This is a genomic window from Pseudonocardia oroxyli, from assembly GCF_900102195.1.
Classification (GTDB): domain Bacteria; phylum Actinomycetota; class Actinomycetes; order Mycobacteriales; family Pseudonocardiaceae; genus Pseudonocardia; species Pseudonocardia oroxyli.
The window spans coordinates 64,871-79,846 of the sequence record NZ_FNBE01000014.1 but is presented as its reverse complement, the minus strand read 5'-3'; the positions used below and the strand labels follow the sequence as shown (position 1 = coordinate 79,846).

Here is a 14,976-nt window from a genome sequence, read left to right as displayed (position 1 = left end):
GGTCCGGGGTGTGGGTAGCACCCCGGTCAGTCCGGGATCGCCGCCAGCAGCTTCGCCACGGTGTTCCGGTTGCGGGCGGTCGTGGCGACCTTCCAGTTCCTGCGGATCAGCGCGGCGACGTCCGGGGAGTTCGAGATGCCGTCCGGGCACCACTGGTAGACCAGCCGCCCGCGGACCGCGATGCGCCCGGGGTCCAGCTCCTCGACGAGCGCGGGCTCGGGGATGTCGTCGAACAGCCACAGCACGACGGCGCGCGAGCCGTTGTCGGCCCGGTCGGTGAGCGGGTCTCCGTCGGCGGCGGACTGCAGCTCCTCGCGGGTGAGGGCGAGGCAGCGGATCTCGACGCCGTAGCGCTGAGCCAGGGCCCGCTCGATGTCCCCCGCCACGTCGCCGGAGCCGCGCAGCACCGCGTTGCCGCTCTGCAGCAGGGTCCTGACCTCGGTGAAGCCGAGTTCCTCCAGCAGCGAACGCAGCTCGGCCATGGGCACCTTCCGGTTGCCCCCGACGTTGACCCCGCGCAACAGGACCGCATACCCGCGTCGACCGCTCACCGCATCAGGATGCCCCCGAGTCGGTCTCCGGGACGTCCCCCGTGACCCCGCTGTGACGTTCTGACAGGGTGGAACGAGTACTCAGCGAACACCCAGTCCCCGCGCGAGCGCGGAAGGAGGCCCGGTGCACCATCTGGACGCCATCACGACGTTCTTCGACGTCGTGTTGCACAGCGTCTGGCTGTTGCCGGTGCTGACCTTCCTCATCGCCCTGGACGGGCCGTTCCCGGTCCTGCCGAGCGAGACCCTGCTCACCGTCGCCGCGGCCGCCGCGTTCGGCACCGGGGACGTGGTCGAGGTGTCCGGCCTGTTCGTGGCCGCCGTCGTCGGGTCGATCCTGGGTGACCTGTTCGTCTACGCGCTGGGCCGCTCCTCCAACCGGGTCCTGCGGGGCGCGGGCACGAAGGAGGACGGGCTCGGCGCCTGGGTCCGGCGGAACCTCTACACCCGGCCGATCGTGGCCTGTGTGGGTGCCCGGCTGATCCCGGGCGGGCGCCTGGTGAGCACCGCCGCCTGCGGGCGGGTGCGGCTGCCGCTGCGGATGTTCCTGCCCGCCACACTGGTCAGCTCCGCGGTGTGGAGCGTCTACATGCTGCTGGTGGGGGCGATCCTCGGGCCCATCACCAAGGGCAACCCGATCCTCTGCCTGGCCGCGGGCATCCTGATGGCCGGGATCACCGCGGGCGGTTTCGAGATCGCCCGGCGCGTGCGGCGCCGGATCCTCGCCCGCCGCGCCGCGGCCGCCCTGATCGCCGTGTCGGAGGCCACCTCCGACGCGGTGGTCGCCCCCGTCGTCCGCTGATCCCGTCTCACGCTGAGACCTCGCCCGGGCCCGTGCGGCCCGAGACTGGGGGGATGCGCGACGAGGCGTGGACCGGTCAGGTGGGACCCGAGAACGCGGCCTGGTTGGCCACAGAGAGCCGAACGGCGAGGTTGGCACGGGAGTACCGCCCGGTCGACCTGGGCGACGGCAGGATCAGCTACAGCGCCCTCGCGCTCGGCGCCGCCCGCGAGCTGGGTGAGGAGGAGGACGGCTTCTTCACCGACGACGCCGACGGCCTGCGCGTCTGGATCGGGGACGACTCCTTCGAGCTGGAGCTCGACACCTAGAACGAGAGCACTGCTCTTGACTTCGTGCGGTGCGCGCGGTTCACTGTTCTCAACAGAGAGCAGTGCTCACACTAGGAGTCCTCGTGAACGACGCCACCCGATACCTGGTCCCGCAGTCCGCCGACCGTGCCTTCAACGCCACCGTCGCCTGGCTCGCGCGGCGCGGCATCAGCATCGCGGACAGCCGCATCCTGGCGGTGCGCGGGCGGAAGTCGGGGGAGTGGCGGACGACGCCGGTCAACCTGATGACCGTCGACGGCGCCCGCTACCTCGTCGCCCCGCGCGGCCACACGCAGTGGGTGCGCAACATCAGGGCCGCGGGCGGCGGCGAGCTGCGGCTGGGGCGCCGGGCCGAGACGATCGACGTCGTCGAGCTGGCGGACGCGGACAAGGCGCCCATCCTGCGCTACTACCTGCGGAAGTGGGGCTGGGAGGTCGGCCGCTTCTTCGAGGGCCTCGACAAGGACGCCACCGACGAGCAGCTGGCCGCGGTCGCGCCGGGCTTCCCGGTGTTCCGTCTCGCGTGAGACATCGGCCGAGACGTCGGCCGGGACCTGCCGGCCGGAAGCTGTCCGGTACCGGTGGGGGCTCCCCAGTCCACCGGTACCGGTGTCCGGTTCAACGCGGGACTCCGCCGGGAGGTGCGGTGCGATCACCACAAGTCCCACCCGTCACGCCGAACGTGGGACACGGCGCGACAACCGGTCGATGAGTGTGTGAGCAGGCAACAATGCACGCCGAACGCGCCCGGGCGACCACAGACCGCAGCGGACAGATCGGACGCAACCCCCACCCCGAACGCACGAACGGCACCGTCGGGACAGGTCGTGTCCCCACGGTGCCGCTCGGGCGGGAAGGGGTGGGTCAGGCGATCTGGCGGTCCGTGGGGTTGATCGGGCGCGGGAGGACCTCCCGGCCGGTCAGGAACTTGTCCACGCCCGCGGCGGCGGAGCGGCCCTCGCTGATCGCCCAGACGATCAGGCTCTGGCCGCGGCCCATGTCGCCCGCCACGAAGACGCCCTCGACGCTGGACATGTAGTCCTGGTCGCGCGCCACGTTCCCGCGCGGGTCGAGCTCGACGCCGAGCTCGGCGACCAGCCCCTCCTGCTGCGGCCCGACGAAGCCCATCGCCAGCAGGACCAGGTCCGCCGGGATCTCCTGCTCGGTGCCCTCGACGGCCTCGAAGCCGTTGTCGCCGCGCTTGACCTCGACCAGCCGCAGCGCCTTGACCTGGCCGGTGCCGTCGTCGACGAACGCGGTCGTGTTGACCGAGAACAGCCGCTCGCCGCCCTCCTCGTGCGCCGAGGAGACCCGGTAGACCATCGGGTAGGTCGGCCAGGGCATGCCCTCGGTGCGGTGCTCCGGGGGCGTCGGCATGATCTCGAGCTGGGTGACCGACGCGGCGCCGTGGCGGTGCGAGGTGCCGAGGCAGTCCGCCCCGGTGTCACCGCCACCGATGATCACGACGTGCTTGTCCTTCGCCGAGATCGGGGGCTCCTCCAGGTCGCCCTCCTGGACCCGGTTGGCCCAGGGCAGGAACTCCATGGCCTGGTAGACGCCCTTGAGGTCGCGGCCCTCGGCGGGCAGGTCGCGCCAGGCGGTGGCCCCGCCCGCGAGCACCACCGCGTCGTAGTCGGACCGCAGCTGCTCGACGGTGACGTCCACCCCGACGTCCACCGAGGCGCGGAAGTGCGTGCCCTCGGCGACCATCTGCTCGAGCCTGCGGTCCAGCCGCGACTTCTCCATCTTGAACTCGGGGATGCCGTAGCGCAGCAGGCCGCCGATGCGGTCCGCCCGCTCGAACACGACGACGTCGTGCCCCGCGCGGGTCAGCTGCTGGGCGGCGGCCAGGCCCGCGGGCCCGGAGCCGACGACCGCGACCTTCTTGCCGGTCTTGGTCTGCGCCACGACGGGCGTGACCCAGCCCTCGTCCCAGGCCCGGTCGATGATCTCGATCTCGACCTGCTTGATGGTCACGGCGTCGTTGTTGATCGCCAGCACACACGCCGCCTCGCAGGGGGCGGGGCACAGCGTCCCGGTGAACTCCGGGAAGTTGTTCGTGGCGTGCAGCCGCTCGATCGCCTCGCGCCAGTCGTGGCGGTAGACCAGGTCGTTCCACTCGGGGATCAGGTTCCCGAGCGGACAGCCCTGGTGACAGAACGGGATGCCGCAGTTCATGCAGCGGCCCGCCTGCTTCTCCACGTGGTCGCGCGGGAAGTCCTCGTACACCTCGCGCCAGTCCATCAGGCGCAGGTCGACCGGGCGCCGCGTCGGGGTCTCCCGCGCGGTGGTCATGAAGCCCTTGGGGTCACCCATGTGCCGCCTCCATGATCGCGACGTTCACGTCCCGACCGTCCTTCTCGGCCTGCTCGCGGGCCTTGAGCACCCGCTTGAAGTCCTTCGGCATGATCTTGCCGAAGCGCTCCACCGCACTGTCCCAGTCGGCGAGCAGGGCGCGGGCGACCGGGGAGTCGGTCTCCGCGTGATGCTTCTCGACGACCTCGCGCAGGAACTCGCGGTCGGCGTCGTCGAGCGGGTCGATGTCGACCATCTCGGGGTTGACGCGCTTGTCCAGCACGCCGTCGTTCAGGTCGAGCACGTAGGCGGAGCCGCCGGACATGCCCGCCGCGAAGTTGCGGCCGATCTTGCCCAGCACGACCACCTTGCCGCCGGTCATGTACTCGCAGCCGTGGTCGCCCACGCCCTCGACGACGGCGACTGCGCCGGAGTTCCGCACGCAGAACCGCTCGCCCACGATGCCGCGGATGAACATCTCGCCGCTCGTGGCCCCGTACAGGATCACGTTGCCGGCGATGATGTTCTCCTCGGCGACGAACGGCGCCCGCGGGTCCGGGCGCAGGATGAGCCTGCCGCCGGAGAGGCCCTTGCCGAAGAAGTCGTTCGTGTCGCCGACCATCCGCAGCGTGATGCCCTTCGGCACGAACGCGCCCAGCGACTGCCCGGCCGAACCGGTCAGCGTGATGTCGATCGTGTCGTCCGGCAGGCCCTCGGCGCCCCACTTGGTGGTGAGCTCGTAGCCGAGCATGGTGCCGACGGTCCGGTTGACGTTGCGCACCGGCAGGTCCAGGCGGACCTTGTCGCCGTTGCGCAGGGCGCCCTCCGCGAGCTGGATCATGGTGTTGTCCAGCGCCTTGTCCAGGCCGTGGTCCTGGCCGCGGGTGCGGTGGCGGGACGCGCCCTCGGGCAGCTCCGGGGAGTGGAAGATCGGGCGCAGGTCCAGGCCCTGGGTCTTCCAGTGGTGCAGGGCCGCGTCCGTGTCGAGCATCTCGGCGTGGCCGACGGCCTCCTCCAGGGTCCGGAAGCCGAGCTGCGCCAGGTACTCGCGCACCTCCTCGGCGATGAACCGCATGAAGTTGACGACGTACTCGGGCCGCCCGTCGAACTTCTCGCGCAGCACCGGGTTCTGGGTCGCGACGCCGACCGGACAGGTGTCCAGGTGACAGACGCGCATCATGATGCAGCCGCTGACCACCAGGGGAGCGGTCGCGAAACCGAACTCCTCGGCGCCGAGCAGGGCCGCGACGACGACGTCGCGCCCCGTCTTGAGCTGCCCGTCCGCCTGCACGACGATCCGGTCGCGCAGGTTGTTGGCCAGCAGCGTCTGCTGGGTCTCGGCCAGGCCGAGCTCCCAGGGGCCGCCCGCGTGCTTGATCGACGACAACGGCGAGGCGCCGGTGCCGCCGTCGTGCCCGGAGATGAGCACGACATCCGAGTACGCCTTCGCGACACCCGCCGCGACCGTGCCGACGCCGACCTGGCTGACCAGCTTCACGTGGATGCGGGCCCGCGGGTTGGCGTTCTTCAGGTCGTGGATGAGCTGCTTGATGTCCTCGATCGAGTAGATGTCGTGGTGCGGCGGCGGGGAGATCAGCCCCACGCCGGGCGTGCTGCCGCGGGTCTTCGCGATCCACGGGTAGACCTTGCCGCCGGGCAGCTGGCCGCCCTCGCCGGGCTTGGCGCCCTGGCTGATCTTGATCTGGATGTCGTCCGCGTTGACCAGGTAGTTGCTGGTCACGCCGAAGCGGCCGGACGCCACCTGCTTGATCGCGCTGCGCTTGCTGTCGCCGTTGGGCAATGGGGTGAACCGCTCCGGGTCCTCGCCGCCCTCGCCGGTGTTGGACTTGCCGCCCAGCCGGTTCATGGCGATGGCCAGGGTCTCGTGCATCTCCTGGCTGATGGAGCCGTAGGAGATCGCGCCCGTGCCGAACCGCTTGACGATCGACTCGACCGGCTCGACCTCCTCGAGCGGCACCGGCGGGCGGACGCCCTCCTTGAAGGAGAACAGCCCGCGCAGCGTCATCAGGCGCTTGGCCTGGTCGTCGACCGCGTTCGTGTACTCCTTGAAGATCTCGTACCGCCCGGAGCGGGTCGAGTGCTGCAGCTTGAAGACGGTCTGCGGGTTGAACAGGTGCAGCTCGCCCTCGCGGCGCCACTGGTACTCGCCGCCCACCGCCAGCGCGCGGTGCGAGGCGCGGGTGCCGTCCGCCGGGAAGGCCCGCTTGTGGTGCTTGAGCGCCTCGCCCGCCAGCACGTCGAACCCGACGCCGTCGATCCGGGACGTGGTGCCCGCGAAGCAGGCCTCGACGACCTCCTTCGACAGGCCGACGGCCTCGAAGATCTGGGCGCCGGTGTAGGACGCGACGGTCGAGATGCCCATCTTCGACATCGTCTTCCGCACGCCCTTGCCGAGCGCCTTGACCAGGTTCTTCGCCGCGGTCTTCGCGTCGACGCCGGGGATGTCCCCGCGCTCGGCGAGGTCCTCGACGGTGGCCATGGCCAGGTACGGGTTGACCGCGGAGGCGCCGTAGCCGATGAGCAGCGCGATGTGGTGCACCTCGCGGGCGTCCCCGGACTCGACGATCAGGCCGACCCGGGTGCGGGTCCGCTCGCGCACCAGGTGGTGGTGCACGGCGCCGGTGAGCAGCAGCGACGGGATCGGCGCGTGCTCGGCGTCGATGCCGCGGCTGGACAGCACGATCAGCCGCGCGCCCGCCGAGATCGCGTCCGACACCTCGCCGCGGATCTCCTGCAGGCGGCGCATGAGGCCCTCGCCGCCGTCCGCCGCCTTGAACACGCCCTTGACGGTGTAGCTGGCGAAGCCGGGCATGTCGCCGTCGTCGTTGACGTGGACGATCTTGGCCAGGTCGTCGTTCGCGAGCACCGGGAAGGGCAGCACGATCCGCCTGCAGTTCGCCGGGCCCGCCTCGAGCAGGTTCTCCTCGGGGCCGAGCAGCGACCGCAGCGAGGTGACGAGCTCCTCGCGGATGGCGTCCAGCGGCGGGTTCGTGATCTGCGCGAACAGCTGGATGAAGTAGTCGTAGATCTGCCGCGGCTTCTCCGAGATCGCGGCGATCGGCGCGTCGTTGCCCATCGAGCCGATCGGCTCGGCGCCCGTCGACGCCATCGGCTTGAGGAGGATGTTGAGCTCCTCCTCGGTGTAGCCGAAGGTCTGCTGGCGCAGGGTCAGCTCGACGTGCGAGGGCGTCTCGCGCTGGCGCTCGGGGAGGTCCTCGAGGGTGATCCGGCCGGCGTGCAGCCACTCCTCGTAGGGCAGCGCCTCGGCCAGCTCGGTCTTGATCTCCTCGTCCGCGACCAGCTTCCCGGCCTCGGTGTCGACCAGGAACATGCGGCCCGGCTCGAGCCTGCCCTTGCGCACGATGCGGTCGGGCTCGACGTCCAGCACGCCGACCTCCGACGCCAGCACGACCAGGCCCTCGTCGGTGACCCAGTAGCGGGCCGGGCGCAGGCCGTTGCGGTCGAGGACCGCCCCGATCTGGGTGCCGTCGGTGAACGCGACGAGCGCGGGCCCGTCCCACGGCTCCATCAGGTTGGAGTGGAACTCGTAGAAGGCGCGGCGCTTGGCGTCCATCTCGGCGTGGTTCTCCCACGCCTCGGGGATCATCATCAGCACGGCGTGCGGCAGCGACCGCCCGGACAGGTGCAGCAGCTCCAGCACCTCGTCGAAGGTGGCCGAGTCGCTCGCGTCCGGCGTGACGATCGGGACCAGCCGGTCCAGGTTGCCGGGCAGCTTCGAGGACGCCAGGAGCGCCTCGCGCGCCTTCATCCAGTTGCGGTTGCCGCGCAGGGTGTTGATCTCGCCGTTGTGCGCGACGTACCGGTACGGGTGCGCCAGCGGCCACGCCGGGAACGTGTTCGTGGAGAACCGCGAGTGCACGACGGCCAGGGCGCTCGTCACGCGCTGGTCCGACAGGTCGGGGTAGAACGCCTCGACCTGGGGCTCGGCGAGCATGCCCTTGTAGACGACCGTCCGCGGGGACAGGCTCGGGAAGTAGGTGCCCGTCTCGTGCTCGGCGCGCTTGCGCAGGCAGAACGTGCGCCGCTCCAGCTCGATGCCGGTGGGCGGCGGCTTCACGATGCCGGTCTCGATGCCGGCCACGAACAGCTGCCGGAAGCTCGGCATGGCGGCGAGCGCCGTCGGGCCGAGGTCGGCCTTCACCGGGTCGGTGGGCAGGTCGCGCCAGCCCAGCACGCGCAGGTTCTCCTCCGCGGCGAGCACGTTGATCCGCTCGACGGCCTCGGCCGCCTTCGCCTCGTCCCGGGGGAGGAACGCGATACCGGTGGCGTAGGCCCCGGCCGCGGGCAGGTCGAAGTCCACGACCTCCCGGTAGAACGCGTCCGGGATCTGGATCAGGATGCCCGCACCGTCGCCGGTGTTCTCCTCCGCGCCGCGGGCGCCGCGGTGCTCCAGGCGCAGCAACGCCGTGAGCGCCTTCTCGACGATCCCGTGGTCACGGCGACCCTGCAGGTCGGCGACCATGGCGACACCGCACGCGTCGTGCTCCTGGTCGGGCGCGTACAGCCCGCCGGGTGCCGGTGCCTGCGGTGTGGGTCCGGGGCGGTTGCTCGTCGCAGCCAACAGCTCCTCCTGTCGTCTCGGTGCGCACCCCGACTTCGCATCGGGACGACGTGAACCGTGGGAGTTCCAGGTCCACAGGGGGGTCCAGACTACAGCGATGCTCCGTCGGAACCTGGTCACTGGTCCGATCGGGTCAACGCTTTCGCGGTCGCGCCTTGTCGTCTTCGTGGTGGTGCGGGCGCACAGTTCTCGGCCGGTACCCGTGGGCGGGGCCGGCCGGCGGCTTGCTCGTCGTGCTCGTCAGGCGCGCAGCACGCGGCATCGGGTGCCCACTCGCCGCGCAAAGAGTGACATGCGACGACCGCATTTCGCCAGGGATAGCCGCGATCAGCGGTGTGAGCTGGGACGAAAGCGCCCCTTCGAGATCGCCGTCACGTCCGTTCGGGCAGGTCGGAGGCACCCGGTCGGACGCAGGCCGCTCCCGCGACGTGATCGAGCGCACCCGCGACCCCACCCGAGGTTGAGGTGCCGGAGGGGGCCCGGAGTACCGCCGGGCGGGTGACGGGCGGAGGATGCGGGCATGGTCGGCGTGACGGGATCGGTGGCGGCGGTGCTCGCGGAGGTCGGCCGGTTCGGCCCCTTCTTCACGGTGTCCACCGACCCCGCCGAGGAGGTCGACCCGACCTGGCGGCCGCTGCGCTCCCTGCCGGAGGCCGTCGACGCCCGCATCGCGCACGTGGAGCGCGTGCTGTCCGAGCAGGCGGGGTCCCCGGTGGAGCACCGGGTGGCCGCGTCGATCGCCGTGCAGGGATTCGCCGCGCGGCTGGTCTCGGCGCCGATCGCCGCCGTGACGCTGACCGGGACGCTGCCCGCGCTGAGCCCGGACTCCCTGTTCTGGCGGGTCTCGGTGACCGGTCCGTGGCCGCTCTGGACGGACACCGACGGGTTCCGCGACCCGGGCGAGCTGCCCGCCCTGGTCGCGGAGGAGATGGCGGAACCCCTCGTCGCGGCGGCCGCCGGACGGGTGTCGGCGAGGCTGTTGTGGGGGAACGTCGCCTCGTCGGTCGCGGGCGCGAAGCGGGTGCTCGCCGACCCGCGCGCCACGGCGGTGGTCGAGCGGGTCCTGGCCCACCCGCTGCTGGCGGCGGCGGGCGAGCGGCGCCCGCCGGTCCGGCCCGACCTCGACTGGACCTTCCGCCGCCGCTCCTGCTGCCTCTACTACCGCCTGCCCGCGGGCGGGAAGTGCAGCGACTGCGCCCTGACCTGAGCCCCTCGCTCACAGGAGGATGTCGGCCACCGTGACCGTGACCGTCGCGACCAGGCCGGTCTCCCGCCGGAGCCGCTCCGCCACCGCGCGCTGCACCGCGACGCACAGGTCCCGGGGGTTGTGGCCCAGGGTCGTCACCACCGTCAGGACGACCTCGGCGCGGCCCTCCCGCACCGCCGCCGTCGCCCCGCGGACGGGCTCGGCGCCGACCAGGCCGAGGAGGGCCTGGCTCAGGTCCGGGCGCAGGGACTCGACGCCGGGCACCTCGGCCGCCACGGCCGCGGCGATCCGGGCGACCGCCGCGTCCCCGAAGATCACGCGCGCCACGGGTCCTCCTCCCAGAGGTCGACGACGGTGATGTCCACCCGGCCCACCGGCAGGCCGAGGGTCTGCTCGGCCGCCGCGACGACCATCTGCCGCACCCGCGCCGTCACACTCGCCAGGTCCACCCCGAACCGCGCGGTCACGGTCATCGTCACACCGGTCGTCCCCACCCGGCAGCTGCGCGCCCGCACCCCCTCCATCCCGTCCACCAGGTGCCGCAGCACCCGGGCGGCGGCGGGCCGGGCGAGCCGGGCCGGTCCCTCGGGGGAGTCGAGGGGGATCAGGTCCTGCGGGCGCAGCTCGGCGGCCACGAGGTCCCGCACGCTGCCCAGCACGGCGTCGAGCACCGTGGGCGGGGGAGTGGGCCGCTGCGCGGCGAACCGGTGCACGACGCCGTCGAGGCCGAGGGCGTCCGCCGCCGCGGCCCGACAGTGCGGGCAGGTCCGTTCGTGCTCGTCGAGGGTGCCCGCGACGGCGTGGTCCCAGACCTGCGCCGCGTCCCGGCCGCAGGCGAGGGGCTCGATCGGCTCCGGATCTATCGCCATGCGCGCAGCACTCCCGCCAACGTCGTCCGTGCCCGATGGATCCGACCGCGCACCGCCGTCTCCGACGCCCCGGTGATCTGCGCGATCTCGGTGTAGCCCAGCCCCTCCAGCTCGCGCAGCACGAAGCAGGCGCGCTGGTCGTCCGGCAGGGTGCGCAGCGCGGCGCCGACCGCCGCGAGCCCGGCGTCGACCTCGGCGGCGTGCTCGGTGGTGTCCGGCGCGGCGGGCTCCTCCACCGCGTCCAGGCCCACCGTCGCCCGGCGGGCGCGCAGCAGGTCCAGGCAGCGGTTGGTCACGATCCGGTAGGCCCAGGTGCTGAACGCGGAGTCGCCGCGGAAGCGGTCCAGCCGCCGCCAGGCGTCGAGCAGGGCGTCCTGCAGGGCGTCCTCGGCGTCCGCGGTGTTGCCCAGCAGGCGCAGCGCCACGCGGTACAGCGCGGCCTGGTGGCGCTCCGCGAGCTGGGCGAACGCCCCCACGTCACCCTCCCGGGCCCGGACGACCAGGGTCGTGTCGTCGAGGTCCGGCCGCGATGTGTACCGGTCGGAGACCGGGGTACCCCGTCCCACGAGTCGAACGGTAGTGGGTCGGAACCACCGTCCGCCCGCCGACACGGGAGGTCAGCGATGAGCACGTCGGACAAGTTCGAGAACAAGGCCGATGAGCTGAAGGGCAAGGCGAAGGAGGCCACCGGCAAGGCCACCGACGACGAGCAGCTCGAGGCCGAGGGTCGCACCGACCAGGCGGGCGCGAACCTCAAGCAGGCGGGCGAGAAGATCAAGGACGTCTTCAAGAGCTGAGCCCCACCCCTCGTTTCGGCGGACGGCGGCACCCCTCGCGGGTGCCGCCGTCCGCTACGTTCGCGGCGTGGAGCCCCAGCAGGTCGCGGACGCCGTCCTCGCCCACCCCGCCGTCGTCCGGCTGGACGGCGGACCGTTCGGCACGGTGGCCTCCTACCTGCCCGGACACCGCGTGGTCGGGGTCCGGCTCGGGGTGGCGCCGGAGCCGGTCGAGGTGGCCGTGGTGCTGCGCTGGCCGTCGGCCGCGCCGCTGACCGAGGTGGCCGCGCAGATCGTCGACGTGGTGCGCGCCGTGGTGGGGGAGCGTGAGGTGGAGGTCACCGTCGCCGACACCGAGCTCGACACCGGTCGCGGGTGAGACCGGCCGAAACCGGTTCGCCGCCTCTCGCCTAGACTCGCCCGGACACGTGCCCGGAACCCGTTCCCGCACGACCTGAGCGGGTCGATGCCGTGGGCACCAGAAGCGAAGCAGCAGTCCGAGGAGTCCCACCGTGAAGAGCACCGTCGAGCACATCGGCCCGACACGCGTCAAGCTCACAGTCGAGGTGCCGTTCGACGAGCTCAAGCCCGAGTTCGACCGCGCCTACAAGCGGATCGCGCAGCAGGTCAACATCCCCGGTTTCCGCAAGGGCAAGGCCCCGGCCCGGATCCTCGACGCGCGGCTGGGCCGCGGTGTCGTGCTGGACGAGGTGCTGAACGCCGCGGTCCCGGCCAAGTACAGCGAGGCCGTGTCGGCCGCCGAGGACGTCAAGCCCATCGGCCAGCCGAACATCGAGGTCACCGAGCTCGCCGACGGCGACAAGGTCGCGTTCACCGCCGAGGTGGACGTCCGGCCCGAGATCACCCTCCCCGAGCTCGACGGCATCACCGTGACCGTCGACGACGTCGAGGTCACCGACGAGCAGGTCACCGAGCAGCTCGACCAGCTGCGCGCCCGGTTCGGCACGCTGACCGGCGTCGACCGCCCCGCCGCCGCGGACGACTTCGTCCAGATCGACCTGTCGGCCACCGTGGACGGCGAGGAGGTCGAGGAGGCCCAGACCACCGGGTTCAGCTACCAGGTGGGCCAGGGCGGCCTGATCGAGGGCATCGACGAGGCCATCACCGGGCTCTCCGCGGGCGAGGAGGCCACCTTCACCTCGAAGCTCGTCGCGGGCGAGTACGCGGACAAGGACGCCGAGGTGACCGTCAAGGTCACCGCCGTCAAGGAGCGCCAGCTCCCGGAGGCGGACGACGAGTTCGCCCAGCTCGCGTCGGAGTTCGACACCCTCGAGGAGCTGACCGCGGACCTCACCGAGCGCCTCGGCCGGGTCCGCCGCATGGAGCAGGTCACGCAGGCCCGCGACAAGGTGCTCGACGAGATCGTCGAGGCCGTCGAGGTCCCGCTGCCCGAGTCGATCGTCGAGGCGGAGATCGAGTCCCGCCACCACGACGCGGTGCACGCCTTCGACCACAGCGACGAGAAGTTCAACGAGTACCTCGAGTCGCAGGGCAAGACCCGCGAGGAGTTCGACACCGAGACCAAGGAGGAGGCCGAGAAGTCGGTCAAGACCCGGCTCGTGCTCGACGCCCTCGCGGACGCCGAGGAGGTCTCGGTCGGCGACCAGGAGCTCACCGAGCGGATCGTCTACCAGGCCCAGCAGTACGGCATGGCGCCGGAGGAGTTCGTCCAGCGCATCCAGCAGGCGGGCCAGCTCGGCTCCATCTACCAGGACGTCCGGCGCAGCAAGGCGCTGATCGTCGCGGTGCGCGCGGCCACGGTGACCGACGAGGCGGGCGAGCCCGTCGACCTGTCCGACCTCCTGGGTGAGGACGACTCGGCGGAGACCCCGGAGGACGGCGCCGTCGTCGAGGGCACGGTGGAGGGCACGGTCGAGGAGACCGCCGCGGAGCCGGCCGACGAGACCGCCGAGCCCGCCCCCGCCAAGTCCTGATCACATCCCGCTGACCTGCACGGACGGGTGGTCGCTGCGCTGTCGGCGAACACGCCGTCCGTTGCGGGTCCTCCGACCCCGCGTCCGCGTAGGGTCGGGTCCAGACCCCGAGTCAACCAATGCGAAGGCAGGGTGAAGTGACCCAGCAGGACACCGGCCCGCGGTCCACCGCGGACCGTCTCGTGGAGGACCGCCGGGCGCTGCAGATGCGCTCGGGCCCCTCGAGCATGACGCTCTCCGACTCGGTCTACGAGCGGCTGCTGCAGCAGCGCATCGTGGTGCTCGGCCAGCAGGTGGACGACGAGATCGCCAACCGGATCGCCGCGCAGATGCTGCTGCTCGCCGCGGAGGACGCCGAGTCGGACATCTCGCTGTACATCAACTCGCCCGGCGGCTCCGTCACCGCGGGCATGGCGATCTTCGACACGATGGAGTTCATCCCCTGCGACGTGTCGACCACGGCCATGGGCCTGGCCGCGTCGATGGGGCAGTTCCTCCTGTCGGCGGGCACGCCCGGCAAGCGGTACGCGCTGCCGCACACGCAGATCCTCATGCACCAGCCGTCGGCGGGCGTCGGCGGTTCGGAGTCGGACATCCGCATCCAGGCGGAGCTGTTCCGGCGCCACAAGGAGGAGATGGCGGCCCTGATCGCCGGGCACACCGGCCAGACCGTCGAGAAGATCACCCAGGACTTCGACCGTGACCGGTGGTTCTCCGCGCAGGAGGCCCTGGAGTACGGCTTCGTCGACCACGTCGTGTCGCGGGCGGGCGACCTCCCGCACCCGAGTGAGAACGGGAGCTCGTGATGAGTGGTTTCCAGATGCCGGGTGGGCGAGCCCACGAGGGAGCCCAGTCGCGCTACGTGCTGCCGTCCTTCGTGGAGCGCACCTCGTACGGGGTCAAGGAGTCGAACCCGTACAACAAGCTGTTCGAGGAGCGCATCATCTTCCTCGGCGTGCAGATCGACGACGCGTCGGCGAACGACGTGATGGCGCAGCTGCTGTGCCTCGAGTCGGCGGACCCGGACCGCGAGATCTCGATGTACATCAACTCGCCCGGCGGCTCGTTCACGTCGCTGATGGCGATCTACGACACCATGCAGTTCATCCGCCCCGACATCCAGACCGTCTGCCTCGGGCAGGCGGCGTCGGCCGCGGCGGTGCTGCTCGCCGCGGGCACGCCCGGGCGTCGGCTCGCGGTGCAGAACGCGCGGATCCTGATCCACCAGCCCGCCACCGAGGGCTTCTACGGCCAGGTGTCCGACCTGGAGATCCAGGCCGCGGAGATCACCCGCATGCGCAAGCTGCTGGAGACCACCCTCGCCTCGCACTCCGGGCGCACGCCCGAGCAGGTGCACGAGGACATCGAGCGGGACCGGATCCTCACGGCCACCGAGGCCAAGGCGTACGGGATCGTGGACGAGATCATCCAGAGCCGGAAGCTGTCCGCAGTCGGCTGATCACCCTCCGGTGGTCGGGCCTCGCCCGACCACCGGCGGAGCTCTTGCAAGGCGCACCGATAACGACCGTCTGCCGACGGGATTCGCGACAGGACCTTCGATCCGTCGCGGGGCCCGGTCTCGGCAGGTACCGTCTGTGACGACGTGGGCT

The 14,976-nt window shown here is 71.7% G+C and carries 15 protein-coding genes; 9 read left to right on the top strand and 6 right to left on the bottom strand.

The genetic code is table 11. The features are described from left to right. Window positions 1-26 precede the first annotated feature (26 nt). The gene (locus BLS43_RS20695; protein ID WP_093087598.1) at window positions 27-551 is read right to left on the bottom strand and encodes a DUF1697 domain-containing protein; all 525 of its coding nucleotides are present in this window, start codon (window positions 549-551) and stop codon (window positions 27-29) included. A 124-nt stretch (window positions 552-675) separates the two neighbouring features. Here BLS43_RS20695 and BLS43_RS20690 point away from each other — a divergent pair, with 124 nt between their 5' ends. The 3 genes from BLS43_RS20690 (at window position 676) to BLS43_RS20680 (ending at window position 2,188) form a co-directional block, all read left to right on the top strand. Beyond that, on the top strand, window positions 676-1,353 hold the full coding sequence (locus BLS43_RS20690; RefSeq protein ID WP_093087596.1) for a DedA family protein: 678 nt from the start codon (window positions 676-678) through the stop codon (window positions 1,351-1,353). A gap of 53 nt (window positions 1,354-1,406) precedes the next feature. Then, on the top strand, window positions 1,407-1,661 hold the full coding sequence (locus tag BLS43_RS20685; protein ID WP_093087593.1) for a hypothetical protein: 255 nt from the start codon (window positions 1,407-1,409) through the stop codon (window positions 1,659-1,661). A gap of 83 nt (window positions 1,662-1,744) precedes the next feature. Further along, entirely contained in the window at window positions 1,745-2,188 is a 444-nt protein-coding gene (locus BLS43_RS20680) for a nitroreductase family deazaflavin-dependent oxidoreductase (RefSeq protein WP_093087590.1), read from the top strand. A 337-nt stretch (window positions 2,189-2,525) separates the two neighbouring features. On the opposite strand, the gene BLS43_RS20675 is transcribed toward BLS43_RS20680, so the two are convergent. Next, complete coding sequence (locus BLS43_RS20675; RefSeq protein ID WP_093087588.1) at window positions 2,526-3,977, bottom strand: glutamate synthase subunit beta; 1,452 nt, start codon at window positions 3,975-3,977, stop codon at window positions 2,526-2,528. Further along, window positions 3,970-8,559 carry a glutamate synthase large subunit gene (gltB, locus tag BLS43_RS20670; protein WP_093087586.1) on the bottom strand — a complete coding sequence of 1,530 codons (4,590 nt, stop codon included), beginning with the start codon at window positions 8,557-8,559 and terminating at the stop codon, window positions 3,970-3,972. Before gltB ends, BLS43_RS20675 begins: the two co-directional genes overlap by 8 nt. Window positions 8,560-9,079: 520 nt before the next feature. Between gltB and BLS43_RS20665 the strand changes: the two genes are divergently transcribed. After that, window positions 9,080-9,766 (top strand): (2Fe-2S)-binding protein, encoded by a 687-nt coding sequence (locus tag BLS43_RS20665; RefSeq protein ID WP_093087584.1) that lies wholly within the window; start codon window positions 9,080-9,082, stop codon window positions 9,764-9,766. 9 nt (window positions 9,767-9,775) lie between these two features. On the opposite strand, the gene BLS43_RS20660 is transcribed toward BLS43_RS20665, so the two are convergent. From BLS43_RS20660 to BLS43_RS20650, 3 genes are read right to left on the bottom strand one after another with little or no spacing between them, the layout of a single operon-like run. After that, a complete protein-coding gene (locus BLS43_RS20660) occupies window positions 9,776-10,093 on the bottom strand; it encodes an Asp23/Gls24 family envelope stress response protein (RefSeq protein ID WP_176921446.1) in 318 nt (105 codons plus the stop codon). Continuing rightward, window positions 10,081-10,635, bottom strand: a complete 555-nt coding sequence (locus BLS43_RS20655; RefSeq protein ID WP_093087579.1) for an Asp23/Gls24 family envelope stress response protein — start codon at window positions 10,633-10,635, stop codon at window positions 10,081-10,083. The genes BLS43_RS20660 and BLS43_RS20655 overlap by 13 nt, the downstream gene beginning before the upstream one ends. Continuing rightward, window positions 10,626-11,201 (bottom strand): RNA polymerase sigma factor, encoded by a 576-nt coding sequence (locus BLS43_RS20650; RefSeq protein ID WP_093087576.1) that lies wholly within the window; start codon window positions 11,199-11,201, stop codon window positions 10,626-10,628. The genes BLS43_RS20655 and BLS43_RS20650 overlap by 10 nt, the downstream gene beginning before the upstream one ends. A 57-nt stretch (window positions 11,202-11,258) precedes the next feature. Here BLS43_RS20650 and BLS43_RS20645 point away from each other — a divergent pair, with 57 nt between their 5' ends. The 5 genes from BLS43_RS20645 (at window position 11,259) to BLS43_RS20625 (ending at window position 14,825) form a co-directional block, all read left to right on the top strand. Beyond that, entirely contained in the window at window positions 11,259-11,432 is a 174-nt protein-coding gene (locus BLS43_RS20645) for a CsbD family protein (protein WP_093087574.1), read from the top strand. A 67-nt stretch (window positions 11,433-11,499) separates the two neighbouring features. Further along, a complete protein-coding gene (locus tag BLS43_RS20640; protein WP_093087571.1) occupies window positions 11,500-11,790 on the top strand; it encodes a hypothetical protein in 291 nt (96 codons plus the stop codon). Between the two features lie 133 nt (window positions 11,791-11,923). After that, a complete protein-coding gene (gene tig / locus BLS43_RS20635; RefSeq protein WP_093087568.1) occupies window positions 11,924-13,366 on the top strand; it encodes a trigger factor in 1,443 nt (480 codons plus the stop codon). Window positions 13,367-13,572: 206 nt separating this feature from the next. Next, the gene (locus tag BLS43_RS20630) at window positions 13,573-14,172 is read left to right on the top strand and encodes a ClpP family protease (protein ID WP_093087870.1); all 600 of its coding nucleotides are present in this window, start codon (window positions 13,573-13,575) and stop codon (window positions 14,170-14,172) included. After that, window positions 14,172-14,825, top strand: coding sequence for an ATP-dependent Clp protease proteolytic subunit (locus BLS43_RS20625; RefSeq protein WP_093087566.1), 654 nt, complete (start codon window positions 14,172-14,174; stop codon window positions 14,823-14,825). Before BLS43_RS20630 ends, BLS43_RS20625 begins: the two co-directional genes overlap by 1 nt. Window positions 14,826-14,976: the final 151 nt, after the last annotated feature.

What these genes read in the sequence shown, in the direction of transcription:
- BLS43_RS20685 (WP_093087593.1), top strand. Translation starts at nt 1,407, where the DNA reads ATGCGCGACGAGGCGTGGACCGGTCAGGTGGGACCCGAGAACGCGGCC.
- BLS43_RS20675 (WP_093087588.1), bottom strand. Translation starts at nt 3,977, where the DNA reads ATGGGTGACCCCAAGGGCTTCATGACCACCGCGCGGGAGACCCCGACG.
- BLS43_RS20665 (WP_093087584.1), top strand. Translation starts at nt 9,080, where the DNA reads ATGGTCGGCGTGACGGGATCGGTGGCGGCGGTGCTCGCGGAGGTCGGC.
- BLS43_RS20655 (WP_093087579.1), bottom strand. Translation starts at nt 10,635, where the DNA reads ATGGCGATAGATCCGGAGCCGATCGAGCCCCTCGCCTGCGGCCGGGAC.
- BLS43_RS20645 (WP_093087574.1), top strand. Translation starts at nt 11,259, where the DNA reads ATGAGCACGTCGGACAAGTTCGAGAACAAGGCCGATGAGCTGAAGGGC.
- BLS43_RS20630 (WP_093087870.1), top strand. Translation starts at nt 13,573, where the DNA reads ATGCGCTCGGGCCCCTCGAGCATGACGCTCTCCGACTCGGTCTACGAG.
- BLS43_RS20625 (WP_093087566.1), top strand. Translation starts at nt 14,172, where the DNA reads ATGAGTGGTTTCCAGATGCCGGGTGGGCGAGCCCACGAGGGAGCCCAG.